Origin of the sequence: Halomonas smyrnensis AAD6 (assembly GCF_000265245.1) — a bacterium.
Classification (GTDB): Bacteria; Pseudomonadota; Gammaproteobacteria; order Pseudomonadales; family Halomonadaceae; genus Halomonas; species Halomonas smyrnensis.
This window is the reverse complement of the sequence record NZ_AJKS02000005.1, coordinates 198218-225070: the sequence shown is the minus strand read 5'-3', so window position 1 is coordinate 225070 and position 26853 is coordinate 198218. Positions and strand designations below refer to the sequence as shown.

Sequence of the window (26853 nt, the reverse complement as noted above, 5' to 3'; positions counted from 1 at the left end):
TCCGACACAAGAGCGACAACACTGCCCCCAAAAGGGGTAAGGATCACGACGATGACCACGACGCGAGATATCCACGTGCCGGAGTTCCTGGCCGGTGACGAGTTCAGCATTCCCACCTATCGGGTGCTGACCCAGGACGGCACCCTCTGCGATGGCGCCGAGGCTCCGACCCTCCAGCGCGACGAGGCCCGGGCCATCTACCGGGCGATGATCGCCACCCGGGTGCTCGACGAGCGCATGATGGCCGCCCAGCGCCAGGGCCGGCTCAGCTTCTACATGCAGTGCACCGGCGAGGAGGCCGCGGTGATCGGCGCCACCGCGGCTCTCGACGAGGCCGACATGATCATGGCCCAGTACCGAGAGCAGGGCGCGCTGGTCTATCGCGGCTTCACCTTCGACGAGTTCATGAACCAGCTGTTCGGCAACGAGCTCGACTACGGCAAGGGGCGCCAGATGCCGATCCACTACGGGTCGCGCAAGCTCCACTACATGACCATCTCCTCGCCGCTGGCCACCCAGATTCCCCAGGCCACCGGCTATGCCTACGGCCAGAAGCTGACCGGTGAGGGCAAGTGCACCATCACCTTCTTCGGCGAGGGCGCCGCCTCCGAGGGCGACTTCCACGCCGCCCTGAACATGGCGGCGGTGCACGAGGTGCCGGTGATCTTCTTCTGCCGCAACAACGGCTACGCCATCTCCACGCCGGCCATTGAGCAGTTCGCCGCCGACGGCGTGGCGCCGCGGGCCTTCGGCTATCGCATGCACGTGATCCGCGTCGACGGCAACGACATCCTGGCGGTCCATCGCGCGACCCAGGAGGCCCGGCGCATCGCCGTCGAGCACAACAAGCCGGTGCTGATCGAGGCCATGACCTATCGCCTGGCGGCGCACTCGTCCTCGGACGACCCGTCCGGCTATCGCTCGCGCAAGGAGGAGGAAGCCTGGCGCGAGAAGGACCCGATCCTGCGCATGCAGCGTTGGATGAGCGACCAGGGCTGGTGGAGCGACGACGAGGAGAAGGAGCTGCAGGAGCGGCTGCGCCGCGAGGTGCTGGAGGCCATGAAGCGCGCCGAGAAGCGCCCGCCGCCGCCCCTGGAGACGCTGGTCACCGACGTCTATGCCGAGGTCACGCCGGACCTGCAGCATCAGCTCGACGCGCTCAAGGCGCATATCCGCCGCCATCCGGAGGCCTATCCGAAGGGCGCGCGCTTCCTCGACCCCGAGCTGAGCCGCACCGACGACGAGGGAGAGTCCTGACATGCCGACCATGAATCTGCTGCAGGCGATCAACCACGCCCTGGACATCGCCATGGCCGAGGACGAGAAGGTGCTGTGTTTCGGCGAGGACGTGGGCGGCTTCGGCGGGGTCTTCCGCGCCACCAGCCATCTGCAGGAACGCTACGGCCGGGCGCGCTGCTTCAACACGCCGCTGGTGGAACAGGGCATCATCGGCTTCGCCAACGGCCTGGCCGCCCAGGGCTCGGTGCCGGTGGCCGAGATCCAGTTCGCCGACTACATCTTTCCGGCCTTCGACCAGATCGTCAACGAGACCGCCAAGTTCCGCTACCGCTCCGGCGATTTGTTCAACGTCGGCGGGCTGACCATCCGCGCGCCCTACGGCGGCGGCATCTCCGGCGGCCACTATCACTCCCAATCGCCGGAGGCCTACTTCACCCATACGCCGGGGCTCAAGATCGTGGTGCCGCGCAATCCCTACGAGGCCAAGGGACTGCTGCTGGCGGCCATTCGTGACCCGGACCCGGTGATCTTCTTCGAGCCCAAGCGGCTCTATCGCGCCTCCACCGGCGAGGTGCCGGAGGAGGACTATCAGCTGCCGCTGGGCGAGGCCGAGGTCACCAAGGAGGGCAGCGACGTCACCCTAGTGGGCTGGGGCGCCCAGATGGAGGTCATCGACCAGGCGGTGGAGCTGGCCGAGAAGGAGGGTATCTCCTGCGAGGTGATCGACCTGCGCACGCTGTTGCCCTGGGACGCCGACACCGTGGCGGAGTCGCTGCTCAAGACCGGCCGGCTGGTGGTGACCCACGAGGCACCGCAGACCGGCGGCTTCGCCGGCGAGATCGCCGCCACCCTGCAGGAGCGCTGCTTCCTGTACCTGGAGTCGCCGATCCTGCGCGTGACCGGCCTGGACACGCCCTTCCCGCTGACGCTGGAGAAGGAGTATCTGCCGGATCACCTCAAGGTCTTCGAGGCCATCCGCGAGAGCGTCCACTACTGAGTCCAGGACAGGAGCAAGCACGATGACCGAGTTCAAGCTGCCCGATATCGGCGAGGGTATCGTGGAGTGTGAAGTCGTCGAGTGGCGCATCGCCGAGGGCGACGCCATCGAGGAGGACCAGCCGGTGGTCGAGGTGATGACCGACAAGGCGCTGGTCGAGATCACCGCCCCCGAGGCCGGGCGCGTCACCAAGCTGCACGTGCCCAAGGGTGAGATCGCCAAGGTCCACGCGCCCCTGTTCGCCTACCAGACCGCGGACGGCGAGACGGAAAACGCCGAGGCATCGGCGCCGTCGCCGCAGGCGGGTGCCGATACCGACACCGGAGCGTCCGGCGTCGAGGCGCCGGCGCCGCGGGCGGGTAATGTGTGCCCGGCCGAGCCGGGGCATGCCGATCGAGCCGCGGCCGGGCAAGGTCCCCACGGCCGGATTCCGGCCAGCCCCGCGGTGCGCCGCCTGGTGCGCGAGCACGACCTGCGCCTCGAGGACGTCCCCGGCTCCGGCAAGGACGGCCGGGTGCTCAAGGAGGACGTGCTGGCGTTGATCGAGGGCGGACGCGCGATCGCGTCGGGCGATATCCGGGGGGAGCGTCGGGACGAGGGGCAACAGGACATTCGCGTCGAGCCGCTGCGCGGCGTGCGCGCGGCCATGGCCCGGCAGATGGTGGCCGCGGCCTCGACCATCCCGCACTTCCAGTACGGCGAGGAGATCGACGTCACCGCGCTGCTGGCGCTGCGCGAGCGGCTCAAGCCCCGGGCCGAGGCGCGGGAGATCAAGCTGACCCTGATGCCGTTCTTCATGAAGGCCATGGCGCTGGCGATCCGGGACTATCCGCTGCTCAACAGCCGGCTCAACGAGGCCGGCGACGAGATCCACTACCTGCCGTCGTGCAACATCGGCATGGCGGTGGACGGCCGGGCCGGCCTGATGGTGCCCAACGTCAAGGGCGTGGAGGGCCTGAGCCTGCTGGACGTGGCCGGCGAGATCCAGCGGCTGACCGGCGCGGCGCGGGAAGGGCGCGTGGCCCAGGCGGATCTCCAGGGCGGCACCATCAGCATCTCCAACATCGGCGCCCTCGGCGGCACCTACGCCGCGCCGATCATCAACGCCCCCGAGGCGGCGATCGTCGCCATCGGCAAGAGCCAGTGGCTGCCACGCTTCGACGAGGCCGGCGAGGTGACCCGCCGGGCGATCATGACCGTGACCTGGGCCGGCGATCACCGCCTGCTCGACGGCGGCACCATCGCGCGTTTCTGCAACGCCTGGAAGGGGTATCTCGAGGACCCGGAGACCATGCTGCTCGAGTTGAGCTGAGGATCGCCTCGGGGGAACGATGACCCAGCCGCTGCAGCAGTTCTATATCCCGGAAGACCAGTCGGTCTACCTGCTGAGCCACCACGATGCCCGCAAGCTGCGGGAGTGGGTGGCGCTGTGCCAGGCCCAGCTCGAGCAGCTGGGCTACCGGGAGATCGAACTGATCGGCAAGGGCGCCTACGGCTTCGTGTTCGCCGGCCTCACCGCCGGCGGCGAGCAGTACGTGTTCAAGTTCACCCGGGTCAACCTGCCCCAGTCGCTGCAGGACCGCCTCGAGGAAGAGGCCTTCATGCTGGAGCAGGTGGCCCATCCCCGCGTGCCGCGGCTGATCGTCTTCCAGCGTGTGCGCCACCAGTCGATCCTGGTGATGCAGCGCGCGCCCGGCGAGAACCTGGAGGAGGTCTCGCTGCGCGAGGGACGGCTGTCGCCGCGGCGGGTGGTGCATATCGCCGCCCAGCTGGCCGATATCCTGCGCGCCCTGCGCCGCGAGTCAGGCCCCTCCGGCCGGCCCATCGTCCACGGCGACATCAAGCCTTCCAACCTGGTGTTCGACGAACGCGACGAGAGCGTGGCGCTGATCGACTGGGGCTCCTCGGTGTTCGCCCAGCTCGACGCCGAGCTGCAGTTCGTCTCGGCCAACGTCATGGAGCTGATGTCGGACAACCTGCAGCAGACCAACGCTCGCCTGGGCGACGTCTATTTCATCGGCGACGATCAGCTCAATGGCGCGCTGTCGTCGCCACGCTTCGACGAGCAGGGCGCCGCCGGCACCCTCTATGCGCTGGCCTCGGCCCAGTCGTGCCGCTTCGGTCACCGCGCGATTCCGGCCACCTCGCTCGGCCTGCCCATGGAGTTCGCGCGCATGCTCGACGGCATGCTCGACCCCGACCCACGCACCCGCATGAAGGCCGGCGATCACTTCCTGCGCGAGATGCCGCGCCTGTCGCGGCTGGTGATGCTCGACCTGCCGAGCCCGCCCGAGGCGCCGCTGGTGCCGGTATGGGCCCGGGCCGCCGACCGTGAGATCGACACCGTGGTCTACAGCTCGCGCAAGGCCTTCCTGCGCGAGGAGGACGGCCGGGAGACCCTCAGTGACGTCAACGACGTGCAGCTCGACCGCTACTATCGGAACTTCATGCAGGGCATGGGCGAGACCGAGAAGGCCTTTCTCGCCGCGGTCAGCCGGCTCGGCAAGTACCCCGTGGTAGGCGGGCTGGCGGTACGCTGGGAGGCCGACGGCGTCTACATCGACTCGTCGCTGAACCTGCATGACCCCGAGCTCAAGCCGGCCTTCATCGCCGCGGTCAACAACATGGTCAGCCTGGCCCGGGGCATCCACCGCCGCGGCATCTTCAAGAGCTGCCTGTTCAACGCCCGCGATACCCTGCACCTGGACCGCGAAGGCCCGGATCGCCCCTTCGTGATGCCGCCTGACCTGCGGCTGGCCTACGAGGTCAGCGCGGTGCCGGAGCTCGAGGACCGCTCGCGGCTGCACAGCTACTTCGAGGACGGCCCGGACCCGGAGGAGTTCCTGGTGCTGCCCGAGGCCATCATCGCCTCGCTGGAGGCGCTCAACGAGATCCACCACACCGGCATGATCATCTTCGAGGCGCTGCCCGAGCACCTCAAGATCCATAGCCACTACCGGCTGCTCGACCCGTCCAGGGAGGCCGAATTCCGCCGCCGACTGGACGACATCCTCGCCGCGGTAGGGCGCATCGAGGGGCTCGGCGTCTCGGGCTTCATGAAGATGCCCTACAAGGACACCCGCGTCTTCGCCCACGTGGCCCGCCAGCCGGAGCGCTTCTATCCCCGCGACCCGCGCGCCGCCCTGGCGGCGATGAAAGAGCAGGCCGAGTAAGAAAGGTAACGCCCGAGACGGCGAACCGAACCATGCACAAGCCACGGGGACAGGTCGCAGAGGGGTTTTTGCCAGGGATGGCAAAAGTTAGCGCCCAGGGATGGGTTCACAGCGCCCCTCGAAGACCTGTCGACGTGGCGGCCTGGAGTCGAGGCCGGGACTAACGCCTGTTCATGCCATGAGCTTGTCTCGGCGATCTGGCAAGATAGGTGGCCTTGGAGCGTCTGACCTCCACGCCGGGCATCCGATGCCCGGGGCAAGCCTGCGCGAGGACGCGGTAAGCCCGTCCCTGGGCGCTTCTTTTGACCTGCGGCGCTAATGCGCATCCTGCGCCGCTTGCAGGGCCGGTGTTGGCCATCCTTGGCCAACCCGTTCGGCGACGATCGCCTCACCCATGTCAAAAGAACCTCGCTACGCCTTGCCCCGGGCGCGTGCTCGAGCCGCAACAGACGCTCGCGACTGTCAGCAAAGATCAAGGACGCCGCATGGCTCAGCTGTTACGCATCGTGATGATCCACGGTCATCTCGAGGGGGTGGTCGAACTGGATGTCGATGGCCACACCAACATCTGCGGCACCAACGCTTCGGGCAAGACGACCCTGCAGCGCCTGGTGCCGGTCTTCTACGGGGAACTGCCCAACCGGGTGGTGCCCAAGACCCGGCGCAAGTTCGATGCCTTCTACCTGCCGCATCGCAACAGCTATCTGGTCTACGAATATCGCCGCGAGGAGGGCGACGTCTGCCAGGCGGTGTTGACTCGCAAGAGCGAGGGCGGCGTCGAGTATCGCTTCGTCGGCGCGCCCTATCGCCCCGAGGACTACCTGGTCGAGACCGAGGGCGGCGTGGTCGCCCTCGACTACGCCCAGTGGAACCAGGGGCTGCGCCGCCAGGGCACCCAGGTGTCGCACAAGCTCGGCGCCACCTCGGAATACCGCGCGGTGATCCAGAACGACTTCACCCAGCACGGCAGCGGTGGTGGCCGCCGCGAGGGCCTGAAGCTGCGCCAGGTGGCCGCCCGTTTCAGCCTGGTGCGCGCCGGGCGGCGCATCCGCCACATGGAGAAGCTGGTCTCGGCGGTGCATGCCAAGGAGGGCAAGATGGACACCCTCAAGACCATGCTGGCGGCGATCTTCGAGGAAGACGGCGTCGAGCTGCCGATGACCCGCATCCGCAACACCAAGGCGCGGGAGTGGATCGCCCGCATGCGCCAGTCGATGCGCCTCGAGCCGTTGCAGGAGGCCCTGACGGACCTGCAGCGCCAGGATCGCGAGATCGCCGATCTGGAGGCCGGACTGTGGCAGCTGCGTCCCCAGCTCGAGGCCGACCGCGCCCGGGCCGAGCGCGGCCGGGCCGATCTGGAAGCGCAGATCGGCGAGCGCCAGCGCGACTTCCAGGCCCGCGAGCAGGCCTATGAGCAGGCGCGCCAGGACGTCAACGACCGCCTCAGCGAGATGGGCAGCGAGCTCGAGCAGACCCGCACCGAGCTCGACGATCTCCAGCGCCGCTTCGAGGCCTTCGAGGAGGCCGACATGCCCGGCCTGGAGCAGGACCTCAAGGCGCTGCCCCAGTGGCGCGAGCGGCAGCAGGGCCTGCGCGACCACCTCGAGTTCATGCAGCAGGCGGTGCAGGAGAGCAAGGCCCGCCTGGAAGCGCGGCTGGTCGAGCTCGGCGATCAGCTCGAGCGCCGCCGCGACGAGCTCCAGGCCCAGATCGACGCCCTCGGCGAGGAGAAGGAAGCCCGCCGCGAGAGCCAGCGCGAGGCCGAGAGCCGCCTCGACGCCGACTACCAGACCCGCCGCCAGGCGCTGGACGGCGACTATCGGGGGCGGATCGAGCGGCTCACCGCGCGCCTCTCCGAACTCAAGGCCGAGCTCGCCCACGGCACCCAGACCGAGGAGGAGGCCCGCGAGGCCGAGCGGGCCCAGCTGCGCGTCGACGAGGCCAGAAGTGCCCAGGACGCCATCGCCGCCACCCTAGACACCCTGCGCGGCGAGCTCGACGGTCACAAGCGTGCCCGCGACGACGCCGAGCGCGAGCTCGACCGGGTCCGTCAGCAGCGGGCCCGGGCCGAGGCCCGCCTCGAGGCCCTGGAGGTGCAGCGCGACCCGGCCCAGGGCAGCCTGCGGCACTTCCTGCGCCACCACCGTCCCGGCTGGGAACAGACCCTGGGCAAGGTGCTGGCGCCGGCGCTGCTCGAGCGGCGCGATCTCTCACCGCAGCTCAATGACGACGCCAGCGACGACCTCCACGGCCTGGCCCTCGACCTGGCCGCCATCGCGCTACCGGACCATGCCCAGGACGAGGCCGGCCTGCAGGCCGAGATCGCCGCCGCCGAGCAGGCGCTGGCCGACGCCCGGGCGGCGGAGCAGGACGCTGAGAAGGCGCTCAGGGCCGGCCACGACAGGGTGCAGGAGGCCGACGCGCGTCTCGAGCGGGCGGGCGGCGAGAAGCGCCGCGCCGCCGAGGAGGTGGACTACGCCCTCCAGGCTCGCAGCCAGTGTCAGCTGCGTCATCAGCAGGCCCAGCAGGAACGCCAGGCGAGCCGCCGTCGGGCCCTCGAGGAGCAGCAAGCGGCGCAGCAGGCGCTGCGCGAGGAGCGCGATCAGTCGCTGGCGACGCTGGACGAGACCCACCGTGCCCAGCGCATGGAGCTCACCGCCGATCATCAGGGCCAGCTGGCCGGCGTCGACCGCCAGATCGAGCAGTATCGACGCCAGCTCGGCGAGATCCGTGAGGACAACCGCCGTCAGCGCGAGGAGCTCGAGGCCGCCTTCGATCGCGAGCTGGCCGATCGCGGCGTCGACCCGGTCCAGGTCCGGGCGACCCGTGCCCAGATCGAGGATTTGGGACAGCGCATCCACGACACCGAGGCGCGGCGCGACGAGCTCGACGCCTACGCCCGCTTCATGCGCCTCGACTGGGGCGAGCGCAAGCCGCGGCTGGTGGCGCGGGAAGCGGAGCTGAGCCAGGCCCAGCAGGCCGCCGAACGCGAGCGCAAGACGCTCAAGGACGCCTTCGACGCCGACCGGGCCGAGCATCGGGCGGCCGTCGGCGAACTCAAGACCCGCCGCGAGGCCGAGCAGGCGCTGGTCGAGACCCTGGCGCCGCTGCTCGATACCCTGGAGGGGCTGACCCTGGCGCCGGCCAGCGAGCCGCTCGGCGAGGCACCGGGTGACGTCGACGAGCGGATCGAGCGCGCCCGCCAGGCGCTCACCGACCATGCCCGCGCGCTCGACGCGCTGCGCCGCGGCTGCGAGAAGATCGAGGCCGACCTGATCAAGGGCGCCAGCGCCGACTTCCAGGACACCCTGGAGGCCGAGCGTGCCAAGCTCGAGGACACCGGTCCGCGCCGCCTGCTGGCGGTGCTGGCCGACATGCTGCAGCTGCTCGAGGGGCAACAGCAGCAGCTGCTCCAGGAAGGGCGCAATCTCGGCGACGATCTCGACAAGTTCTTCACCGTGTTCCGCGACCTCAACCGGCGCATCAACGCCCAGAGCCGGCGCCTCTCCGATGAGGTGGCCGACGACCTGAGGCTTGAGGGCATCGGCAAGGCCGAGGTGAAGATCCAGTCGACCATCGACGAGCTCGGGTTCTGGGAGCCGCTCAAGCGCTTCGCCCAGCGCTATCGCGAGTGGCGCGACGGCGGCCGCGCGCTGCCCGATGACGACTACCTCGACGCCCTGGGCGACGTGGTGGAGCTGTTGCGCAGCGACCAGCAGTACAGCGTCGAGAGCCTGCTGCGCCTGGAGCTGCACCTCAACGAGGGCGGCGCCGACCTGGTGATCAGGAACGACCGCCAGCTGCTGGAGTCCTCCAGCCACGGCATGGCCTATCTGATCCTGTGCAAGTTCCTGCTGGCCTTCACCCGGCTGCTGCGCGGCCCGGCCGAGGTCGCCGTGCACTGGCCCATCGACGAGATCGGCACCCTGGCGTACCACAACGTCGAGAAACTGTTCGACGCCTGCGACAACAACCGCATCCATATCGTCGGCGCCTTCCCCAATCCGGAGTCGGACGTGCTGATGCTGTTCCAGCACCGCTATCTGATCGACCGCGACGAGGCCGCGCCGGACAAACGCCGCCTCAAGCGCATCGAGCCGCGCCTGAGCCGCCTGGCCCAGCGCCTGCAGGACCGCCAGAACGACCGTCAGGAGGCATCGGCATGAGCGAGGACATGATGTCAGAGCATTCGACCGCGGAGCGTTCCATGGTGGAGCTGGGCCCGCTGCTGGAGCGCCTGCTGGCCGGCGACTTCCTGTGCGCGGTCAGCGACGACACCGCCTTCCGCCGCCTGCAGGACGAGGCGACCCGCGAGCGCCTCGACGCCTACCTGCGCCCGCTCAACCGCCGCCTGGCGAGCAACGACGAGGGCAGCGTCTACTTCCTGGCCTGGCGCCAGCTGGACGAGGGTGCCCGCGACCAGCTCTCCCGCCAGCTGGCGGAGACCGTCGGCAGCCTGCTGCCGATGCTCGAATGGCTGCAGCTGGTGCAGGAGGCGCTCGGCCGCGACGGCCCGGTGTCGCCCGGCGACGTGCTCAAGCCGGCCGACTTCAGCTCGCGCTGCGAGGACAATCAGGGGCTGCGCGAGCGCCTCGAGCGCCTGGCCACCGATCCCTTCTTCGGCTCCCAGAGCGAGCAGCTCGACGCCCAGATCAAGCAGGTCTTCAAGCGCCTGCGCGAGCGCGGCTACCTGCGCCAGCCCCATGCCGACCGCCACTATTTCATTGCCACCGCCAAGATCGACTACCTGATCGAGCTGGTGCGCTTTATCCGCGACGAGGAGCAGCTGCCCGTCGACGACCAGGCCCCGGAGGCCCAGGAGCGGCTGCTGTGAGCGCGAGCGACTCAGACGCCCTGGACAACCGCCTGCTCGGCACCGGCGCCGAGCGGCTGGCGCTGCTCGGCAAGCACGCCGAGGCGCTGATGGCCGGCTACGTGCGCGACGAGGTACCGCTGGAGGGCCTTTCCACCACCGCGCTGAATCGGCTGCTGTCGGCGCGCATCCTGTGGCGGCCCGACGAGCAGGCCGGGGTGAAGCTCTCGCCCAAGGTCCGCGAGCTGATCGCCGAGATGCTGGCCGACGAGACCCGCCGCCACGTCAACGCCGACGTGGCCGAGACCCTGGAGCTGATGCGCGGCCTGGTGCAGAGCTATCGCGAGGCCCGCGATGGTGCCGAGTACTGGCGCCAGGAGCAGCAGCTGCTGCGCCTGCGCCAGGCGGTGGATGACCTCGACGGCCGCTTCGCCGACGCCATCGACAGCCTGTGGCGGCGCCTCAACAGCGACTTCGGCTTCGTCAGCCGGCTGGCCGACAAGATCCGCGAGAACGACCGCGCCCAGAAGCAGATCGTGCGCCTGCTCGACGGCCTGGCGCTGATCGACTTCGACGAGCTGATCGACCTGGTGGGGGCCGACGGGGCGCTGCGCAAGCTGCTGGTCAGCCAGCTTCAGCATCGCCTGAGCCAGCACTACACCAGCCTGCGCGAGGTGCAGCGGCGGCTGATCGAGCTGATGACGCGCTTCCGCCAGCAGCAGTCCCGCAGTCGCCTGGTGGCGGGCATGGCCGCCTTCCTGCGCGAGCATCCGGGCTTCGTGCCCGGCAACTACGCCCGGCGCAGCGAAGTGCCGGCGCTGGTCAATCGCGCCGCGCCGCTGATCGCCGCCGGCGCGGTGGCGCTCGATCACGCCCCGGATGCCCGGGTCGTCACCGGGCTGCTGCACGACCTGCCGCGGCCCGCGGCGTCACCGGAGCCCGTCGCCGCCGCCGTGGCCGCCGAGCGTCACGAGGACTCGATGGTCGCCGCCCGTCAGCAGGCGCTGAGGGAGGACGTCGAACGCTTCTACCTGTCGGTGGTCGAGGGCGACGGCGAGCCGCTGAGCGCGCTGGAGTACCTCGAGGCCGGCGAGCTCGAGTGGGGCGAGGAGATCTGGCTGTTCCAGGTGCTCGCCGAGTTCCAGGGCCTGCCCCGGCGCGAGCAGGCCGCCTTCCGGCTGCGCCAGCAGGAGAGCCGGGCGGCCGCCTTCAACGACGTGCGGCTGATTCACGACGTCAGTCTTCGGCTCGCCCCCGCGCGGCAGGAGCGCACATGACCACGCTCTCGGAGGCGGAACGCGAGCTGCTGCGCGACGCGGCCAGCAAGTTGCGCCTTGCTGCCCACGTCGACAAGCCGAACGGCCCCGTGGTGAAGCGGATCGTCGCCTGGTGCGAGGCCTGGGACATCGAGCCCGGGGCGCGCCTGACCCGTACTCGGCTGCGTCTGGATCGCGAGCTGCTGGAGGCCATCGACGCCGAGCTCGAGGTGCAGGGCCAGCCGCCGCTGGCGGCCGATCTGAGCGGGCTGACGACCGCGCAGCAGGCCGAGTATGGCTATCGGGAGGCGAAGAGCGTGCGCGAGGCGCCGCGCGAGTCACGGGTGCTGGTCAGCCTCCCGGCTCGTACCCCCTGGCCGGGCATCGCCGGCGGCGAGCGGGAGTGCCGGGATATCGACTGGCGTGCCATCACGCCGGCCGCCTTCGATGTGCTGGTGCAGGTCGAGAACCTCGACAGCTTCTACGCCTTCACGCCCGAGAACCCGGCGCTGTCGGCGTATCCAAGGCCGCTGGTGGTCTATCGCGGCGACCGCCACTACGGCGGCGGCTTCGCCCGGCTGGCCGAGGCCTGGGCGGCCACCGGGCGGCCCCATGCCTGCGTCGGCGACTTCGACCTCAAGGGGCTCGATATCGCGCTCGGCAGCGGTGCCACGCACTGGCTGCTGCCACCGCTTGATTGGCTGCAACAGCATGCCACGGCGCTTCATCTGCCGGCGAGGCAGGCGCGCTATCGAGACCGACTGCTGCGGTATCGCGACACGCTGCCCGGGGAGCATCCGCTGCGCGGCCATCTGGCGCTGCTGCTCGATGAGCAGCGCGGGCTGCTTCAGCAGTGGTTCGCGGCGTCGCTGGTCGGCGTCGCGCTCGACAAGGCGGCGTGAGGAATGAGAGACGACGCCGCGCCGTGGGCCTGTTTTAATGAGGAGACGATGACGGAGGAAGAGACGAGACGCATGCGCAAACTGCTGCTGAATGCCGACATGGGCGAGAGCTTCGGTGCCTGGACCATGGGCATGGACGCCGAGGTGATGCCTCACGTGGACCTGGCCAACGTGGCCTGCGGCTTCCACGCCTCGGATCCCGACGTGATCCGCATGACGGTGCGCCTGGCGCGCAAGCACGGCGTCACCGTGGGCGCGCATCCGGCCTATCCGGACATGGTGGGCTTCGGGCGGCGCCACATGGCCTGCACGCCCGAGGAGATCGAGAACCTGGTGCTCTACCAGCTCGGGGCGCTGTCCGGCGTGTGTCGCGCCGAGGGCCTGTCGGTGGGCTACGTGAAGCCCCACGGAGCGCTCTACAACGACATGATGCGCGATCCCGAGATCCTGGCCGGGGTCATGCGCGCGCTCGTCGCCTTCGATGCCGAACTACCGCTGATGGTGATGGCCACCCGCGACGATTCGGCCGCCCGCGAGCTGGCCGATCGCTTCGGCGTCACCCTGTGGTTCGAGGCCTTCGCCGATCGCGCCTACGACGGCGAGGGGCGGCTGGTGTCGCGGCGCGAGACCGGCAGCGTGCACCATGACCCGGCCGTGATCGTCGACCAGGCGCGTCGCATCGCCCGCGGCGAGCCCCTCGTCGCCCGCGACGGCAGCGCGCTGATCCTCGCGGCCGACACCCTCTGCGTGCATGGCGACAACGCCGAGTCGATCGCCGCCATCCAGGCCATCCGCGAGGCTCTCCAGCAGGACGATGCGCCTGAGGAGGGGAACCCATGAGCGCCCCGGGCCTGCCGCGACTGGAGTCGGCGGGGCTCGACGGCTGGCTGGTGCGGCTGTTCGATGTCATCGACGAGGCCAACCTGCCCTGGATCACCGCCCTGGTGCGCGACTGCGAGGCGGCCTTCGGCGACGCCCTGGTGGACCTGGTGCCGTCCTATACCACCCTGCTGGTGATCTTCGATCCGATGCGGATGACGCCTGGCGAGGCGCGGTCCCGCCTCGCCGAGACGCTGGCCGCGCTGGCGTCCGACGAGGCGGATGGCCAGGGCGAGGTTCATGAGCTTCCGACCTGGTATCACGAGAGCGTCGGCCCGGAGCTTGTGCCCCTGGCCGAGCGGGCGGGGCTCGACGTGGCGGAGACCATCGCACGTCATGCCGAGGTGACCTATCGCGTCTATGCGCTGGGCTTCGCGCCGGGCTTCGCCTTCATGGGCAGCGTCGACCCACGGCTCGAGACGCCGCGCCTGGAGACGCCACGCAAGAAGGTGCCCGCCGGCAGCGTCGGCATCGCCGGGCGCCAGACCGCGGCCTATCCCGCCGTCTCGCCGGGGGGCTGGAACCTGATCGGGCGCACCGCCGCGCGGCTGTTCGACCGCGACCGTGACGGCTTCAGCCTGCTCCGGGTGGGCGACCGGGTGCGCTTCGTGCCGGTCTCGAAGCAGGCACTGGTGCGATTGGGCGCCGATGTCACGACCATGGAGGACAGGCGATGACGGCGGTGATACGGAAGGCCGTGGCGGGGCTGCGGGTCACGCGCCCGGGGCCGCTGGCGCTGCTTCAGGACGCCGGGCGCTTCGGCGTGCGCCGGCTGGGCGTGACCCAGGGCGGCCCCGCCGATCTGCAGGCCTGGGCCTGGGCCAACCGGTTGGCCGGCAACGCCTGGGGGGCGGCGGCGCTGGAAGTGACGCTCGGCGGCCTGGCTCTGGAGGCCGAGCGCGAGCTGACGCTGGCGCTGGCCGGCGCGGATCTCGGCGCGACCCTCGATGACAGGCCGCTCTCGCCCTGGCAGCGGTTTCGCCTGCGTCCCGGCCAGGTGCTGCGCTTCGCCCAGCCGGTCGGCGGGCTGCGCGCCTATCTGGCCGTGGCCGGCGGTTTTCGCGCCGAGCCGGTGCTCAGCAGCCTGGCCGGCGTGGTGCGCGAGGGGCTCGGCGGCCACGATGGACGGGGGCACGCCCTGGCCGAGGGCGATGTCCTGCACGTCGGCACCGAGGCGGGGGAGCACCCGGTCGGCGACGAGCGTGAGGCGCCTGCGGAAGCGCGGCCTGATTATGCGGCGATGCCACGGCTGTCGCTGCTGCCGGGGGCCCAGATCGCCGAGTTCGAGGGCGCGAGCCTGGCCGCGGCCTTCAATACGCTCTGGCGGGTCGACGACCGCGCCGACCGCATGGGCGTGCGCCTGCGCGGGCCGACGCTGCGCTGTCGGCTGACCAGCATGATCTCCGAGGGGATTAGCCTAGGTGCCGTGCAGGTGCCGCCGGACGGCCAGCCCATCGCGCTGCTCAACGATCGCCAGACCATCGGCGGCTATCCACGCCTGGGGGCGCTGACGCCACTTGCCTGCGCGCGGCTGGCGCAGTGCCTGCCGGGCCAGGAGCTGCGCCTTGAGGCGGTGTCCGCCGAGCGGGCGCTGGCCGAGCACCGACGCTTCCGCGCCGCCTTCCGCTGAGTCCCCGGGCGCGTTCGCCAGGGATTCCTCTGGCGATCGGCGTGTCGGTGGCATATACCCAAGGGACACCCATCGACGCGGTCCTCCGCGGAGGGAGTCCCCGATGTTCAAGTCGTTGCTGCTGGGCGTGGACGGCTCCGCCGCGGGAGGCGTGGCGGCGTCGCTGGCGCTGGATCTCGCCGCGCCGCTGCAGGCCAGGCTGCTTGCCGTGCATGTCGACGGGCATGATGACCACTCGACACTGCCGACGCGGGACGTTAGCCAGGGCGGCTTCCTGTCGCTGGGCGAATTCCCCCACTCGGGCGAGGATCCTCAGGTGGGGCGTCGAATCAGGGAGCGTCTCGGCCACGTCAGGCGCGCCGCGCGGGAGGCAGGCCTCGACGGCGAGACGCGCGAGCTGCACGGCCCGCTGCTCGAGACGCTGCTGCTGGCGGCCAGGGAGTGCGACCTGATCGTGCTGGGGCGGCACGGCGTGTCCGCCGAGAAGCGCTGGCATCCCCAGGCGGGGGAAGTGATACGCCACCTGCTGCATCGTGCGGAGCTGCCGGTGCTGGTGGCAGGCGTGGTCGACGAACCACTCGAGCGGGTGCTGATCGGGGTGGACGGCGGGGCCGCCATGCGTCGCGTCATGGCCAGCAGCGTCGCGCTGGCCAGCGCCCTGTCGCTGCCGGTGCAGGCCTGGGCCATCGATCGTGACAGCGCACGGGCCAGGCATCACCTCGATGCGGTGGAGCGCTACGGGGCGACCCACGGCATCGCGATCGAGACCCATGTCGCCGAGGGCCATCCGGTCGAGAGGCTGGCGGCGCTGGCCGAGGAGGGCGATCTCGTCGCCATCGGCGCCTTTGGCTCGGGGGTGCTCCACGAGTGGCTGAAGGGCTCGACCACCGCCGGCCTGCTGGCGCATACCCCCAGGGCCGTCCTGCTGCATCACTGAGCGGGGACGGCGGCTCGTTTCCGATGGAAGACCCGTTCTGGGGCCGTCAGGCGCCCAGGCCGCTCTCGCGCAGCAGCTGGTCGATGCTGCGTTCGGCCCGGCGCAGGCCGGCGCCCTCGATCATCAGCTCACTCTCGAGATTGGCGATGCCCTCGGTGACCAGGCGCTCGAGCAGTTCGTGGCGGGGCAGCCCGCAGCGCTCGGCGAGGCGTTCGAGGCGTAGTTCCTGGTCGCGGGTCAGGTGCAGCAGATGGGGCAGGGGCATGGCGATCACTCCTCCGTGGGGTCAGGACGAGTATCCCCCGACTTCCGTGACAACACGATGACCGCGGTCAATACGATCCCGTCACGGCGGCCTCGGCTTATGCCAGCCCCCGGCGCTGCATCGCATCGAGGATGATCGGCACCGGCGTCATCAGGTGCTCGCGCATCATGGATCGTGAGCGCTCGGCGTCGCGGGTCAGGATGGCGTCGACCAGGGCGGCGTGTTCCTCGCGCTTGCGTGCCAGGGCCTCGTCGGAGAGTACCGTCTCCTGCAGCCAAAGGTGGCGATAGCGCTCGACCTGGTCGAACAGCCCCTGGCGCGCCTGCATCAGGTGGGGCGAGTTGCAGCCGGCGACCACCGCGGTATGGAAGGCCTGGTGGCGAGTGTCCCAGACGTCGAGCATCTCCTCGGGACTGTGCACCTCCATGACCTTGGCGAGGGTATGGGCCTTGGCCAGCACGTCGGCCTCCCAGGCGTCGTCGCCGCGCTCGATGGCCAGCTCCAGCATCAGGCCCTCCAGCTGGGCGCGGGCATCATAGAGATCGGCCAGCTCCTCGCGCGACATCGGCGCGACCCGGTAGCCGCGCTGGCTGATGGCGACCACCAGCCGTTCGGCGACCAGCTGCGACAGCGCCTCGCGCAGCGGGCCGACGCCGAGATCGTAGCGCTCCTTGAGCCGGCTCATCAGCAGCTTCTCGCCCGGCGGGCAGACGCCGCGGATGATGTCCTGCTTGAGCCAGCGGTAGGCGCTGATGCCGAGGTTCTGTCGAGGGGTGCTGTCCATGGTGCCGCCGTTCCCTGTGATGGGAGGTCATGATACTTGATCATCGTGAGCCATGAGAATCGTCGTCACTTGCCCCGGCCTTCGTCATTTTTACGGAACGTGGATATTCTTGATCGATGCTCGGCCTTGAAGCGCCGCCCGTGGCGTACGCCGCCGCACGGGCCATGGTGCAAGTCGAGGTGTCAGGCGAGGATCGGCAGGGGGCTTTCGCGTGTCCGGTGCTCGCCAGGAGGGCTTCGACAGACGAAACGCTAAGATACCTCGGAATCCGCGTAGGATTAGTATTGTTCGGTACGCCCTCTAACGTCTCGTCTTCCGCTCAAGGAGCTGTCATGAAGCCCGAAACGCTCGCCCTGCATCACGGCTATGCCCCCGACGACCAGCATGCCGTCGCCGTGCCGATCCATCAGACCACCTCTTTCGCCTTCGACAGCGCCCAGCATGCGGCGGATCTCTTCGATCTCAAGGTAGAAGGCAATATCTACTCTCGGATCATGAATCCGACCTGTGCCGTACTGGAGCAGCGTGTGGCGGCCCTGGAGGGCGGTATCGCGGGCCTGGCGGTGGCGTCCGGCATGGCGGCCATCACCTACGCCCTCCAGACCGTGGCCGAGGCCGGTGACAACATCGTCTCGATCAGCGAACTCTACGGCGGCACCTACAATCTCTTCGCCCATACCCTGCCGCGCCAGGGCATCGAGGTGCGCTTCGCCGACAAGGACGACCTCGGGGCGCTGGAGGGGCTGATCGACGCCCGGACCAAGGCGGTGTTCTGCGAGAGCGTCGGCAATCCCTCCGGGGGCGTGGTGGACCTGGCGCGGCTGGCCGAGCTCGCCCACCGCCATGGCGTACCGCTGATGGTCGACAATACCGTGCCCACGCCCTTCCTGTGCCGGCCCATCGAGCACGGGGCGGATGTGGTCATCCATTCCGCCACCAAGTACATCGGCGGGCACGGCACCACCGTGGGCGGGGTGATCGTCGATTCGGGGCGTTTCCCCTGGGCCGATCACGCCGAGCGTTTCCCGCTGCTCAACGAGCCGGACGTCTCCTACCATGGCGTCTGCTATACCCGGGATCTGGGCGAGGCCGCCTTCATCGGGCGCGCCCGGGTGGTGCCGCTTCGCAACATGGGCGCGGCGCTCTCTGCCCAGTCCGCCTGGCAGCTGTTGCAGGGGCTCGAGACCCTGGCATTGCGCATCGAGCGCATCAGCGACAACGCCCTGGCGGTGGCCCGCCATCTGGAGAACCATCCGCGGGTCACCTGGGTGCACTATGCTGGCCTCGAGCATCATCCGGACCATGCCCTGGCGAGCCGCTATATGAAAGGGCGCGCCTCGGGAATACTCAGTTTCGGTATCCAGGGCGGCAGCGAGGCGGGCGCGCGCTTCTACGATGCCCTGGGGCTGATCCTGCGGCTGGTCAACATCGGCGACGCCAAGAGCTGTGCCTCGATCCCCGCCGCCACCACCCATCGTCAGCTCAACGACGAGGAGCTGAAGGCCGCCGGCGTGACGGACGACATGGTGCGGCTGTCGATCGGCATCGAGCACATCGACGACCTCATCGCCGATCTGGACCAGGCCCTCGCGGCCTCGGCCTGATCGCCCTTCAGCGCGCCCTTCAGCGATAGCCGGCCAGGAAACGCTCGTCCAGCCGGCGTTTCCAGTACCGGGCCAGCCGTCCGCCCCACCAGGCGCCGCCGCGTATCGCCAGCGCCTGGCCGCGGCCCAGATCGAGGATCGACAGCGCCCGGGGCTGGGGCCGGTAGGGGCGCAGCGCCTCGCCGCGCCACCAGGCGATGAGGTTGTCCCGCAGCACCGGCGCCTGGCGCACCCCGTAGACGCCGAGCCGCGGCAGTGGGTGGTCGATGATGGCGGCGCAGTCGCCGGCGGCGAAGGCCCAGGGAGCCGCCGGGCTCTGCAGGCTGTCGGTGACCGCCAGCCCGCGGCCGGGAATCGTCGGCAGGCCGAGTCGCTCGATCACCGGCGGCGGCGCCAGGCCAACGGCGTGAACCACGTGCTCGGCGGCGACAAAACGCGCGTTGTCGTCGCCGGCGGGCTGTCCCGCGGGCGTCGCCATGATGCCGCCCGGCAGATGGGCGACCAGTTCGAGCCCGGTCTCGACCGTGATGCGACGCCGGGCGAGCCGGCGCCGCAGCCAGCGCACCGCGCCTGGCGGGGCGCCCGGCAGCAGCTCCGCCGACCGGGTCAGCAGGCGAATGGTCGGCTCGACGCCGTAGCGGTCGGCTAGGGCCCGCAGCTGGCAGGCCGCTTCGACGCCGCTGGCGCCGCCGCCGACCACCAGCAGCCGCGGGCAGCTTCCCGCAGCAAAGTCGCGCGCCAGCCGGTGGCGCAGCGCCACCAGACGAGGGATCGGCTTGACCGGCCACACCTCGGGCCCCTCGGCATGGGCCGGCGGCGTGTTCACCGTCGAGCCGAGATTGAACGAGACGGCCGATACCGCCAGGCGTCGGCCGTCGTCCAGCCGCGCCTCGCGTCGTGCGGGATCGAACTCGGCCAGCCGGCCGCGCAGGCCCTCGACGCCATGGCGGCGGGCGAGCGCCATGGGATCGATTCGGTCCGCGGCGGGGCAATGCTGGCCGCCCAGCACGCCGCCGGCCATGCCGGAGTACCAGAAGCCGCCGGGATCGAGCAGCATCACCCGCGGCATGGGCAGGCGCTCCCGCTGGCGGATCAGGTGCAGGTGCGCGTGGCCGGCGCCGACCAGCAGCAGGGGGGCCGCCGATGAGCGGGGCGGCACGTCGTGAGGGGCGAGGGATGTCATGGCATCGCCATGTGACCGGGATAGCGCCATCTTCCTCCTGCCCGCCATCCTCCGCCACCCCTGATGCAGGCTCAGCGGACGAAGTCGTGGCGGTCCCGGGCTGCCTGCTTGAGCGCGTCGATCCTCGTGCCCACGCCGGGCTCCAGAGAGCGGTTGGCAGGCCACAGCACGTGGAACGCCCTCTCGGTGCCGGCGAGCTCGCCGTCTTCGGCCGCCGGCGGGGCGAGGGCTTGCGTCAGTACTTTCGGTTGACGTCCGGAGCGACAAGGCGTCAGATAAGGCCTTGAACATAAACGAGTCGGGTTCCCGATGCGGTCGCGAACGCGGTTACCACACCTCAAGCTCCTGCTGTGCCGCTGCCTGGCGGGGCTCGTGATCGCCGCGTCGTCGGCATCGGCCGTGCCCGCGAGCGGGGCCAGCGGCACCGCGTCCGCCGGCGAGGCCTCGCGCATCCAGGTGCTGGCCTCCTATCACCGCGGCAACCTGTGGACCGACGAGCTGCTGGCTCGTCTCGACGAGGCGGCCGAACGGCTCGGCGTGCCGGCGCTCGAGGTGGACTATCTGGATGCCCGGCGCCTGGGCCGCGAGCGTGGCTTCAGCCTGCAGCGCGAGCGCCTGGCAGGGCGCTTCGCGGTGACGCCCAGCGATCGTCTGCTGCTGCTCGATGATGCGGCCCTGGCCTTCTATCTCTCCCGCCCCGAGGCTTGGCGCGAGGCGTCTCGCGTGGTGGCGATCGGCATCAATGATCCGGCGCTGCAGCAGCGGGCGCGGGACGCGGGCATCAAGCGGATCGAGACCACCGAGGTGGCCGAGCCGTCGCTGGCCTTCCTGGGGCAGGCATTCGGCGCGCCGGTGCCCTGGCTGGTGCTGGGGGATGACACCGTCGTCGGCGAGGACCTGACCCGGGCCTTCGTGTCGCGGCTGCGGGCGTCCTCGTCGGGGCGGCTGGCCGGCGTGCTGTGGGACTGGACGCCGGCGGCGGTGATCGAGGCGCTGGACGCGCTGCCGGACGCTACCCGGGTGTATCTGGTCGAGGGCCAGACCACCGGTAGCGGCGATCTCGATCCGACGCGCCGGGGCTGGCTGGAGGCGCTGGCCGCCGAGGGCGTGCCGGTCTTCTGCCATCTGCCGTACCAGCTGGACCTCGGCTGCGCCGGCGGCACCTTGCTCGACACCCGGCGGGCGGCCACCCTGGCCATCGAGACGCTGCTGAGCCCGATCTTCGAACGTCAGCCCGAGCGTCAGGTCGTGGCGGAAGGCCGCCGGGTGCTGGACGCTCGCTGGCATGCTAGGGTGCCGGCGCCGCTGACCGGCTCCATCGAATGGATCGGCGTCAACGACGCCATGCGGCAGGTCGAGGATCAGCGTTCGATGCTGCTGTGGGCCGGCCTCGGTGGTAGCGGCGTGCTGGGCGGCGGCCTGCTGGTCATGGGCTGGTCGCGGCGACGCATCGCCCTTCGCCAGCGGCGGCTGATGATCGATCAGGCCAGCGGGCTGCCCAGCCAGCAGCTGTGGGAGGCCGAGGCGCCGAGCTGCGGCGGCTGCCTGTTCGAGCTCGCCTCGCCGCAGCTGCGCGAGGCCCGCGAACGTTTCGGGCTGACCGCCGCCAAGTCGATTCTGCGCGAACAGCTCCCGGCGATGCGCAAGGCGCTGCCCGCGGACTGGCATCTCTACGCGGGGCCCGGCATGAACCTGCTGGGCTGGATACCGGCCTCGGCGCTGGCGGTGGATGTCGAGGTGCTGTTCGACGGCGTGCTGGCGCGCCTCGGCGAGCTCTCGCCCCAGCACGGCGGACAGCGGCTGAACTGGTATGCGAGCCTGCTGTGTCTCGGCGACCGGGGCGCCGACATCGCCCAGTGCCGCGACGCGCTGGACGAGGGAGTGAGGCATCTCGACCGGCGCGGCTGGTCGCAGCCCCTGTGCCGTGTCATGCCGCGAGAGCCCGGATCGGCGACGCGCTTTCGCCATCTGGCGGAGGCGATCGAGGCGCTGATCGACGCGCCGCAGTCCCAGTGGCGGCTGGTCTTCCAGCCGCAGTTCGCCACCCGGGATCATCGCCTGTTGGGCGCGGAGGCGCTGCTGCGCTGGCAGCATCCCGAATACGGTGCCGTGTCACCGGGCGAGTTCCTGCCGGTGGTCGAGAGCCTCGGCCTGACGCGCCAGCTGGATCACTGGGTCATCCAGGAGGCCATCGACTGGTTGAGTCGGCATCGGGCGCGCCTGGGCGACGACTTCCGGCTGTCGATCAACGTCGGGCTGGCCTCCCTCGAGGACGAGGCCTTCGTGCCGGGGCTGGCCGATACGCTGCGGGAGAGACGGTTGCCGCCCGGCCAGCTCGAGATCGAGATCACCGAGCACGCCGACTTCGGCGAGCTGGTGGGCCTCGAGCAGACGCTGGTCGAGCTGCGCCGCCTCGGTGTGCGGGTCTCGCTGGACGATTTCGGCACCGGCTATACCGCCTTCCGGCTGCTGCAGCGGCTGCCCTTCGATGCGGTCAAGCTCGACCGCGAGCTGCTCGAGGCGGCCGGGCGCCATGAGCGGGCGGTCGAGGCCTATGCGGCGATGGTGCGCTTCTGCCGCCAGCTCGGCCTGGAGATCGTCGCCGAGGGCGTGGAGAGCGCGACGCAGCTGCGCTGGCTGGCGTCGCAGGACGTGCAGCTGCTGCAGGGCTTCCATCTGGGGCGGCCGAGCGAGTCCGAGGCGTTCCTGACGCGCTTCTGCTAGCCCCGCGGTTCGGTCACGCTCAGGCGCGGGCCTGTGACGGCGCGCGGCGCTGCCAGGCCGACCAGCTGTAGAGCGCCAGGCCGATCCAGATCAGCACGAAGGTGGCGAGCTGGGCCGGTTCCAGCGGCTCGTCGAACACGAACAGGGCGATCAGGAACTGCACGCTGGGGTTCAGGTACATCAGAAAGCCCAGGGTGGCCAGGCGCAGGCGGCGGGCGGCGCCGGCGAAGGCCAGCAGCGGCACGGCGGTGATCACCCCGCAGGCCACCAGCAGCAGCGTGGTGCGGGTGTCGGCGAGCAGATGCGACAGGCCGGCCTGGCTGAGCGCGCCCAGGGCCACCAGGCCCAGTGGCAGCAGCAGCAGGGTCTCGACCAGCAGCCCCGAGAGGCCGTCCAGCGGCACCTGCTTGCGCAGCAGGCCATAGGTGCCGAAACTCAGGGCCAACACCAGGCTGATCCAGGGCAGGGTGCCGAGCAGCGCCAGCTGCAGGCCGATGGCGATGCCGGCCAGGCCCACCGCCAGTCCCTGCACCCGGCTCATGCGCTCGCGCAGCACCAGCATGCCCAGCGCGATGTTGATCAGTGGCGTCAGGTAGTAGCCGAGGCTCGCCTGCAGCACGTGCTGGGTCTCGACGGCGTAGATGAACAGGCCCCAGTTGATCGCGATCAGCACCGCGCAGCCCAGTACCCTGCCCAGCTGTCGCGGCCGGGCGAAGGCTTCGCGCACCGGCCGCCAGCGGCGCAGCACGGTCGCCACGCCGGCCAGGAACACGCACGACCACAGCACCCGGTGCACCAGGATCTCGTAGGCGGGCACGCCGTCGAAGAGGGCGAAGAACAGCGGGAAACAGCCCCACATCAGATAGGCGGCGAGGCCGTATCCCACGCCCTGGACGGCCTGGGTGTCGCGGTCGATCGAAGGCATCTTCACGTCCCGGTTCAAGAAAGCGACAGCCTATCATGCGTGCCGGCCGGCAGGGTGATGGCTGCGTCGGCGTGCGCTCTCGTTTAGGCTATGGGGGCCGTTTGATCCCCAATGGAGTCCTCGATGAGCGAACTCAGAACGACCCTGGTGCAGGCCGACCTGCGCTGGGAAGACCCCGAGGCGAACTGCCGGATGCTGGAGGCGTCGCTGGGCGAGCTCGACGGCGACGACACCGACCTGATCGTGCTGCCCGAGATGTTCGCCACCGGCTTCACCATGAACTCCCGCGAGATGGCCGAGCCCATGGCCGAGAGCGCCACCGTGGCCTGGCTGTGCGAGCAGGCGACCCGACGCGGCTGCGTGGTGACCGGCAGCGTAGCCGTGGTGGAAGACGGTGACTGCTTCAACCGCCTGATCTGGGCGCGCCCCGACGGCAGCCTGGTGCACTACGACAAGCGCCACCTTTTCCGCATGGCCGGCGAGCACGAGCGCTATGCCATGGGCCACGAGCGGGTGATCGTCGAGCTCAAGGGCTTCCGCATCCTGCTCAGCGTCTGCTACGACCTGCGCTTCCCGGTGTGGCTGCGCCAGCGGCCCGAGGCCGGCGAAGCCTTCGAATACGATGCGCTGCTGTGCGTGGCCAACTGGCCGGCGCCGCGTCGCCATCCCTGGCGGGTGCTGCTCCAGGCCCGCGCGGTGGAGAACCTGTGCCCGGTGATCGGCGTCAACCGCGTCGGCGAGGACGCCAAGGGCCTGGCCTACGCCGGTGACTCGATGCTGGTGGACGCCAAGGGCGAGCCGCTGATCGACGAGCCCCGTGATGTGGCTTTCGTCAGGACAGGGACGCTGTCGCTGGACGAACTGCATGCCTTCCGGGAGAAGTTTCCGGCCTGGCGCGACGCCGATCATTTCGGCCTGACCGATGGAGTGGGTGCCTGATGCGACTGGATCGATTTCTCTCCGAAAGCACCGAGATGACCCGCAGCCTGGCCAAGCGGGCGCTGCTCCGCGGCGAGGTCGAGGTCAACGGCGAGCGCGAGAAGAAGGCCGCCCGCCATCTCGCGGCCGATGACCGCGTCACCTGGAACGGCGAGCGCCTCGAGCTGGTCGGGCTGCGCTACGTGATGCTGCACAAGCCGGAAGGCGTGGAATGCACGGCGCGCCGCGGCCTCTATCCGCGCGCCATGGACCTGATCGACCTGCCCAAGGCCGAGCGCCTGCAGACGGTGGGGCGGCTCGACGTGGAGACCACCGGCCTGCTGCTGCTCAGCGACGACGGCCAGTGGTCGCATCGCGTGACTTCGCCGAAGCGCGGCTGCGCCAAGGTCTATCTGGCGACCCTGGCGCGTCCCCTGGAAGGCGCCGAGGCCGAGCGCGCGGTGGCGGCCTTCGCCGAGGGCATCGAGCTCGAGGGTGACGAGGCGCCGACGCGGCCGTCCGAGCTCGAGATGCTCGACTCACTGCACGCGCGGCTGACCGTCCACGAGGGCCGTTACCACCAGGTGCGCCGCATGTTTGCCGCCATCGGCAACCACGTCGAGATACTGCACCGTGAATCGATCGGCGCGCTGACGCTGGATCCCGAACTGGCGCCCGGGGAATGGCGCGAGCTCAGCGCCGAGGAAGTGGCGCTGTTCTGAGGGGTGAGTTCCGCCTGAGGTCGATCCTCATGTCGCGGTGATGATGCGGTTGCGGCCGGTCTTCTTGGCGCCGTACAGCGCCCGGTCGGCCAGATCGGGCAGCGCCAGGGGATCGTCGGTGTGTGCCGGGTAGGCGGCGATGCCGCAGGACAGGGTCACCGGGCCCAGCATGTGGCCGTCGTGCCAGTAGACGCGGTCGGCCAGGCCGGCCATCAGCGAGGCCGCGCGCTCCCTTGCCGTGTCGGCGCCGGCGCCGGGCAGCAGCACCACGAACTCCTCGCCGCCGATGCGGCATATCTCGTCGTCGTCGCGGAAGTGCTCCCGCAGCGCGACCGCGACGCCCGCCAGGATCCGGTCGCCGGCCGCATGGCCGTGACTGTCGTTGATGCGCTTGAAGTGGTCGATGTCGAGCATCGCCAGCGCCAGTGGCGCCTGCCGCGTCCTGGCCCGGTGGGTTTCCTGGCGCAGGCACTCGTCGAAGTGGCGGCGATTGTGCAGGCCGGTCAACGGGTCGGTGGTGGAGTCGATCTCGAGCCGATCCACCAGCTGCTGCAGCCGTTGTGTTCGCTCCTCGACCTCCTGCTCGAGCTGCCTGTTGAGACGCTTCAGTTCACGCTGCGTATGGGCATAGTCGATCAGCGAGATGCCCGCGATGACCAGGGCAAAGGCCAGCGCCCCGGCGCTGGTTGGCACCCGCCGCCAGGGTAGCAAGCCGTGGGCCACGGCCATGTCGATCAGCAGCAATGCCCCGAAGAGGGCGAAGGCGCCCAGTATGGCCCGCTGCCGGGCATCGAATCGCCCGAGATAGGGCACGATGATCGCCAGCAGCAGGACGAGGCTGACGACCAGCAGCGCGTCGAACACCGGGAAGGTCATCGACAGCTCGACCCAGCCGAGCCCGCTGGCGCTCAGCGCGCCCACCAGATAGAGCAGATGGGCCTGCCAGATGCGGCGGATGCGGCGAGCCCGGGTGTCGGCGAACCAGTGTTCCAGCAGCAGCCCCAGCGCGACCGGCAGGCTGAAGTAGCCCGCGGCGGTGAGGCCGTTCCACAGCAGCGGGCGGTCGATCAGCAGCTGACTGGCCGGACATTCGGCCAGGATCATGACGCCGGAGCCCAGGGCGAACAGGCCGATGGGTAGGAAGCGGCGGCGATCGTCCTGGAACAGTGCGAAGCCGCCGGCGAGCAGCGCCAGCAGCAGGCACAGCGGGCCGACGATGAGGGCATCGAAGGAGTCGCGCAGCAGGAGGTCGTACAGCTCGGCCCGCTCCATCAGCCTGACCTCGCCCCACAGGCCGATGGCGGTGTAGTCGGAGTAGACCCGCAGGGTCAGGAGGCGGCCGGGGAAGTCCTCGGGAAGGCGGATCATGTGCCAGGGCCAGCCGGCGAAGCGGCCGTTGCCGGCGGCGTCGAAGGTGCCGTGGTGATAGAGGCGCTCGCCGTCCAGATAGGCCTCGGCGATCAGGTCGATGCTGGTGATGTAGAGCACCGGGTCGCGCCAGTCGCCGTCGGGGAGGACCGTGCGGAACCAGGCGTGGGTCTGGCCGCGGCGGCCGGGTGGGTTGGCGGGGAAGTCGATGGCCTGCCAGGCCGCGTCATCGCTCGGCCGTGTCCAGGTCGGCACGCCGTCGGCGGTCATGGGCGAGTCGCCCCAGCGATACTCCCAGCCGGCGCCCAGGTCGCGCGATGCCGCCATCGCCGAGCCGGCCCACAGGGCCGCCAGGCACAGCAGCGTCGCGGCGGTCAGCCACATCCTTGCCTGACGCATCCCGATTCCTCTCGTTCCTTCGACACTCGGCAAGTATAGATAGGCGGCCCTTCGGTGCCAGCACAACCGTCTCCCGGGTCGTCTCGGATTTATACCGTTATCTTCAGTCACTTCTACAGCATCATCGACTCGGTG

21 protein-coding genes are annotated in these 26853 nt (G+C 70.1%); 16 read left to right on the top strand and 5 right to left on the bottom strand.

All coding sequences use genetic code 11. The annotated features are described in order from the left end of the window. Positions 1-51 precede the first annotated feature (51 nt). The 12 genes from UYS_RS0208070 to UYS_RS0208015 all read left to right on the top strand — a co-directional run bounded on the left by UYS_RS0208070 (position 52) and on the right by UYS_RS0208015 (position 15826). Positions 52-1257 (top strand): thiamine pyrophosphate-dependent dehydrogenase E1 component subunit alpha, encoded by a 1206-nt coding sequence (locus tag UYS_RS0208070; protein WP_016855003.1) that lies wholly within the window; start codon positions 52-54, stop codon positions 1255-1257. Between the two features lies 1 nt (position 1258). Then, positions 1259-2236 carry an alpha-ketoacid dehydrogenase subunit beta gene (locus UYS_RS0208065; protein ID WP_016855002.1) on the top strand — a complete coding sequence of 326 codons (978 nt, stop codon included), beginning with the start codon at positions 1259-1261 and terminating at the stop codon, positions 2234-2236. 22 nt (positions 2237-2258) lie between these two features. After that, complete coding sequence (locus tag UYS_RS0208060) at positions 2259-3548, top strand: 2-oxo acid dehydrogenase subunit E2 (RefSeq protein WP_016855001.1); 1290 nt, start codon at positions 2259-2261, stop codon at positions 3546-3548. Between the two features lie 19 nt (positions 3549-3567). Beyond that, the gene (locus tag UYS_RS0208055) at positions 3568-5409 is read left to right on the top strand and encodes a protein kinase domain-containing protein (protein ID WP_016855000.1); all 1842 of its coding nucleotides are present in this window, start codon (positions 3568-3570) and stop codon (positions 5407-5409) included. 485 nt (positions 5410-5894) lie between these two features. Then, positions 5895-9575, top strand: coding sequence for an ATP-binding protein (locus UYS_RS0208050; RefSeq protein WP_016854999.1), 3681 nt, complete (start codon positions 5895-5897; stop codon positions 9573-9575). Positions 9576-9616: 41 nt separating this feature from the next. After that, on the top strand, positions 9617-10243 hold the full coding sequence (locus tag UYS_RS0208045) for a condensin complex protein MksE (RefSeq protein ID WP_026068422.1): 627 nt from the start codon (positions 9617-9619) through the stop codon (positions 10241-10243). Then, positions 10240-11499: a hypothetical protein gene (locus tag UYS_RS0208040; RefSeq protein ID WP_016854997.1), complete on the top strand. Its 1260-nt coding sequence runs from the start codon at positions 10240-10242 to the stop codon at positions 11497-11499. The genes UYS_RS0208045 and UYS_RS0208040 overlap by 4 nt, the downstream gene beginning before the upstream one ends. Further along, a complete protein-coding gene (locus UYS_RS17125; protein WP_016854996.1) occupies positions 11496-12380 on the top strand; it encodes a DUF7281 domain-containing protein in 885 nt (294 codons plus the stop codon). Before UYS_RS0208040 ends, UYS_RS17125 begins: the two co-directional genes overlap by 4 nt. A 72-nt stretch (positions 12381-12452) precedes the next feature. After that, entirely contained in the window at positions 12453-13220 is a 768-nt protein-coding gene (locus UYS_RS0208030) for a 5-oxoprolinase subunit PxpA (RefSeq protein ID WP_026068421.1), read from the top strand. After that, the gene (gene pxpB / locus UYS_RS0208025; RefSeq protein ID WP_016854994.1) at positions 13217-13936 is read left to right on the top strand and encodes a 5-oxoprolinase subunit PxpB; all 720 of its coding nucleotides are present in this window, start codon (positions 13217-13219) and stop codon (positions 13934-13936) included. Before UYS_RS0208030 ends, pxpB begins: the two co-directional genes overlap by 4 nt. Beyond that, on the top strand, positions 13933-14889 hold the full coding sequence (locus UYS_RS0208020) for a 5-oxoprolinase subunit C family protein (protein WP_016854993.1): 957 nt from the start codon (positions 13933-13935) through the stop codon (positions 14887-14889). Before pxpB ends, UYS_RS0208020 begins: the two co-directional genes overlap by 4 nt. 103 nt (positions 14890-14992) lie before the next feature. Next, on the top strand, positions 14993-15826 hold the full coding sequence (locus UYS_RS0208015; RefSeq protein ID WP_016854992.1) for a universal stress protein: 834 nt from the start codon (positions 14993-14995) through the stop codon (positions 15824-15826). A gap of 46 nt (positions 15827-15872) precedes the next feature. Here the strand turns inward: UYS_RS0208015 and UYS_RS0208010 are convergent, their stop codons facing one another. Next, positions 15873-16091, bottom strand: coding sequence for a ribbon-helix-helix protein, CopG family (locus tag UYS_RS0208010; protein WP_016854991.1), 219 nt, complete (start codon positions 16089-16091; stop codon positions 15873-15875). Between the two features lie 97 nt (positions 16092-16188). Continuing rightward, positions 16189-16875 (bottom strand): DNA-binding transcriptional regulator CsiR, encoded by a 687-nt coding sequence (csiR, locus tag UYS_RS0208005; RefSeq protein ID WP_016854990.1) that lies wholly within the window; start codon positions 16873-16875, stop codon positions 16189-16191. Between the two features lie 332 nt (positions 16876-17207). On the opposite strand from csiR, the gene UYS_RS0208000 reads away from it, so the two are divergent. Then, positions 17208-18479: an O-acetylhomoserine aminocarboxypropyltransferase/cysteine synthase family protein gene (locus tag UYS_RS0208000; RefSeq protein ID WP_016854989.1), complete on the top strand. Its 1272-nt coding sequence runs from the start codon at positions 17208-17210 to the stop codon at positions 18477-18479. Between the two features lie 19 nt (positions 18480-18498). Here UYS_RS0208000 and UYS_RS0207995 read toward each other — a convergent pair whose 3' ends face one another. Beyond that, positions 18499-19662 carry an NAD(P)/FAD-dependent oxidoreductase gene (locus UYS_RS0207995; RefSeq protein WP_016854988.1) on the bottom strand — a complete coding sequence of 388 codons (1164 nt, stop codon included), beginning with the start codon at positions 19660-19662 and terminating at the stop codon, positions 18499-18501. A 309-nt stretch (positions 19663-19971) separates the two neighbouring features. On the opposite strand from UYS_RS0207995, the gene UYS_RS0207990 reads away from it, so the two are divergent. Further along, a complete protein-coding gene (locus tag UYS_RS0207990; RefSeq protein WP_016854987.1) occupies positions 19972-22386 on the top strand; it encodes an EAL domain-containing protein in 2415 nt (804 codons plus the stop codon). A gap of 19 nt (positions 22387-22405) precedes the next feature. Here UYS_RS0207990 and rarD read toward each other — a convergent pair whose 3' ends face one another. Then, entirely contained in the window at positions 22406-23311 is a 906-nt protein-coding gene (gene rarD, locus UYS_RS0207985) for an EamA family transporter RarD (protein WP_026068420.1), read from the bottom strand. A 123-nt stretch (positions 23312-23434) separates the two neighbouring features. Here rarD and UYS_RS0207980 point away from each other — a divergent pair, with 123 nt between their 5' ends. Both UYS_RS0207980 and UYS_RS0207975 read left to right on the top strand, forming a co-directional pair. Then, positions 23435-24250, top strand: coding sequence for an amidohydrolase (locus tag UYS_RS0207980; RefSeq protein WP_016854985.1), 816 nt, complete (start codon positions 23435-23437; stop codon positions 24248-24250). Then, a complete protein-coding gene (locus UYS_RS0207975; protein ID WP_016854984.1) occupies positions 24250-24951 on the top strand; it encodes a pseudouridine synthase in 702 nt (233 codons plus the stop codon). The genes UYS_RS0207980 and UYS_RS0207975 overlap by 1 nt, the downstream gene beginning before the upstream one ends. Positions 24952-24978: 27 nt before the next feature. Here the strand turns inward: UYS_RS0207975 and UYS_RS0207970 are convergent, their stop codons facing one another. Further along, positions 24979-26718 carry a GGDEF domain-containing protein gene (locus tag UYS_RS0207970; RefSeq protein ID WP_026068419.1) on the bottom strand — a complete coding sequence of 580 codons (1740 nt, stop codon included), beginning with the start codon at positions 26716-26718 and terminating at the stop codon, positions 24979-24981. Positions 26719-26853 lie beyond the last annotated feature (135 nt).

Excerpts from the sequence above, each read along its gene's own strand:
- UYS_RS0208070 (WP_016855003.1), top strand. The coding sequence starts at position 52 with ATGACCACGACGCGAGATATCCACGTGCCGGAGTTCCTGGCCGGTGAC.
- UYS_RS0208065 (WP_016855002.1), top strand. The coding sequence starts at position 1,259 with ATGCCGACCATGAATCTGCTGCAGGCGATCAACCACGCCCTGGACATC.
- UYS_RS0208060 (WP_016855001.1), top strand. The coding sequence starts at position 2,259 with ATGACCGAGTTCAAGCTGCCCGATATCGGCGAGGGTATCGTGGAGTGT.
- UYS_RS0208055 (WP_016855000.1), top strand. The coding sequence starts at position 3,568 with ATGACCCAGCCGCTGCAGCAGTTCTATATCCCGGAAGACCAGTCGGTC.
- UYS_RS0208050 (WP_016854999.1), top strand. The coding sequence starts at position 5,895 with ATGGCTCAGCTGTTACGCATCGTGATGATCCACGGTCATCTCGAGGGG.
- UYS_RS0208045 (WP_026068422.1), top strand. The coding sequence starts at position 9,617 with ATGGTGGAGCTGGGCCCGCTGCTGGAGCGCCTGCTGGCCGGCGACTTC.
- UYS_RS17125 (WP_016854996.1), top strand. The coding sequence starts at position 11,496 with ATGACCACGCTCTCGGAGGCGGAACGCGAGCTGCTGCGCGACGCGGCC.
- UYS_RS0208030 (WP_026068421.1), top strand. The coding sequence starts at position 12,453 with ATGCGCAAACTGCTGCTGAATGCCGACATGGGCGAGAGCTTCGGTGCC.
- pxpB (WP_016854994.1), top strand. The coding sequence starts at position 13,217 with ATGAGCGCCCCGGGCCTGCCGCGACTGGAGTCGGCGGGGCTCGACGGC.
- UYS_RS0208020 (WP_016854993.1), top strand. The coding sequence starts at position 13,933 with ATGACGGCGGTGATACGGAAGGCCGTGGCGGGGCTGCGGGTCACGCGC.
- UYS_RS0208015 (WP_016854992.1), top strand. The coding sequence starts at position 14,993 with ATGTTCAAGTCGTTGCTGCTGGGCGTGGACGGCTCCGCCGCGGGAGGC.
- UYS_RS0208010 (WP_016854991.1), bottom strand. The coding sequence starts at position 16,091 with ATGCCCCTGCCCCATCTGCTGCACCTGACCCGCGACCAGGAACTACGC.
- csiR (WP_016854990.1), bottom strand. The coding sequence starts at position 16,875 with ATGGACAGCACCCCTCGACAGAACCTCGGCATCAGCGCCTACCGCTGG.
- UYS_RS0208000 (WP_016854989.1), top strand. The coding sequence starts at position 17,208 with ATGAAGCCCGAAACGCTCGCCCTGCATCACGGCTATGCCCCCGACGAC.
- UYS_RS0207995 (WP_016854988.1), bottom strand. The coding sequence starts at position 19,662 with ATGACATCCCTCGCCCCTCACGACGTGCCGCCCCGCTCATCGGCGGCC.
- UYS_RS0207990 (WP_016854987.1), top strand. The coding sequence starts at position 19,972 with ATGCGGTCGCGAACGCGGTTACCACACCTCAAGCTCCTGCTGTGCCGC.
- rarD (WP_026068420.1), bottom strand. The coding sequence starts at position 23,311 with ATGCCTTCGATCGACCGCGACACCCAGGCCGTCCAGGGCGTGGGATAC.
- UYS_RS0207980 (WP_016854985.1), top strand. The coding sequence starts at position 23,435 with ATGAGCGAACTCAGAACGACCCTGGTGCAGGCCGACCTGCGCTGGGAA.
- UYS_RS0207975 (WP_016854984.1), top strand. The coding sequence starts at position 24,250 with ATGCGACTGGATCGATTTCTCTCCGAAAGCACCGAGATGACCCGCAGC.
- UYS_RS0207970 (WP_026068419.1), bottom strand. The coding sequence starts at position 26,718 with ATGCGTCAGGCAAGGATGTGGCTGACCGCCGCGACGCTGCTGTGCCTG.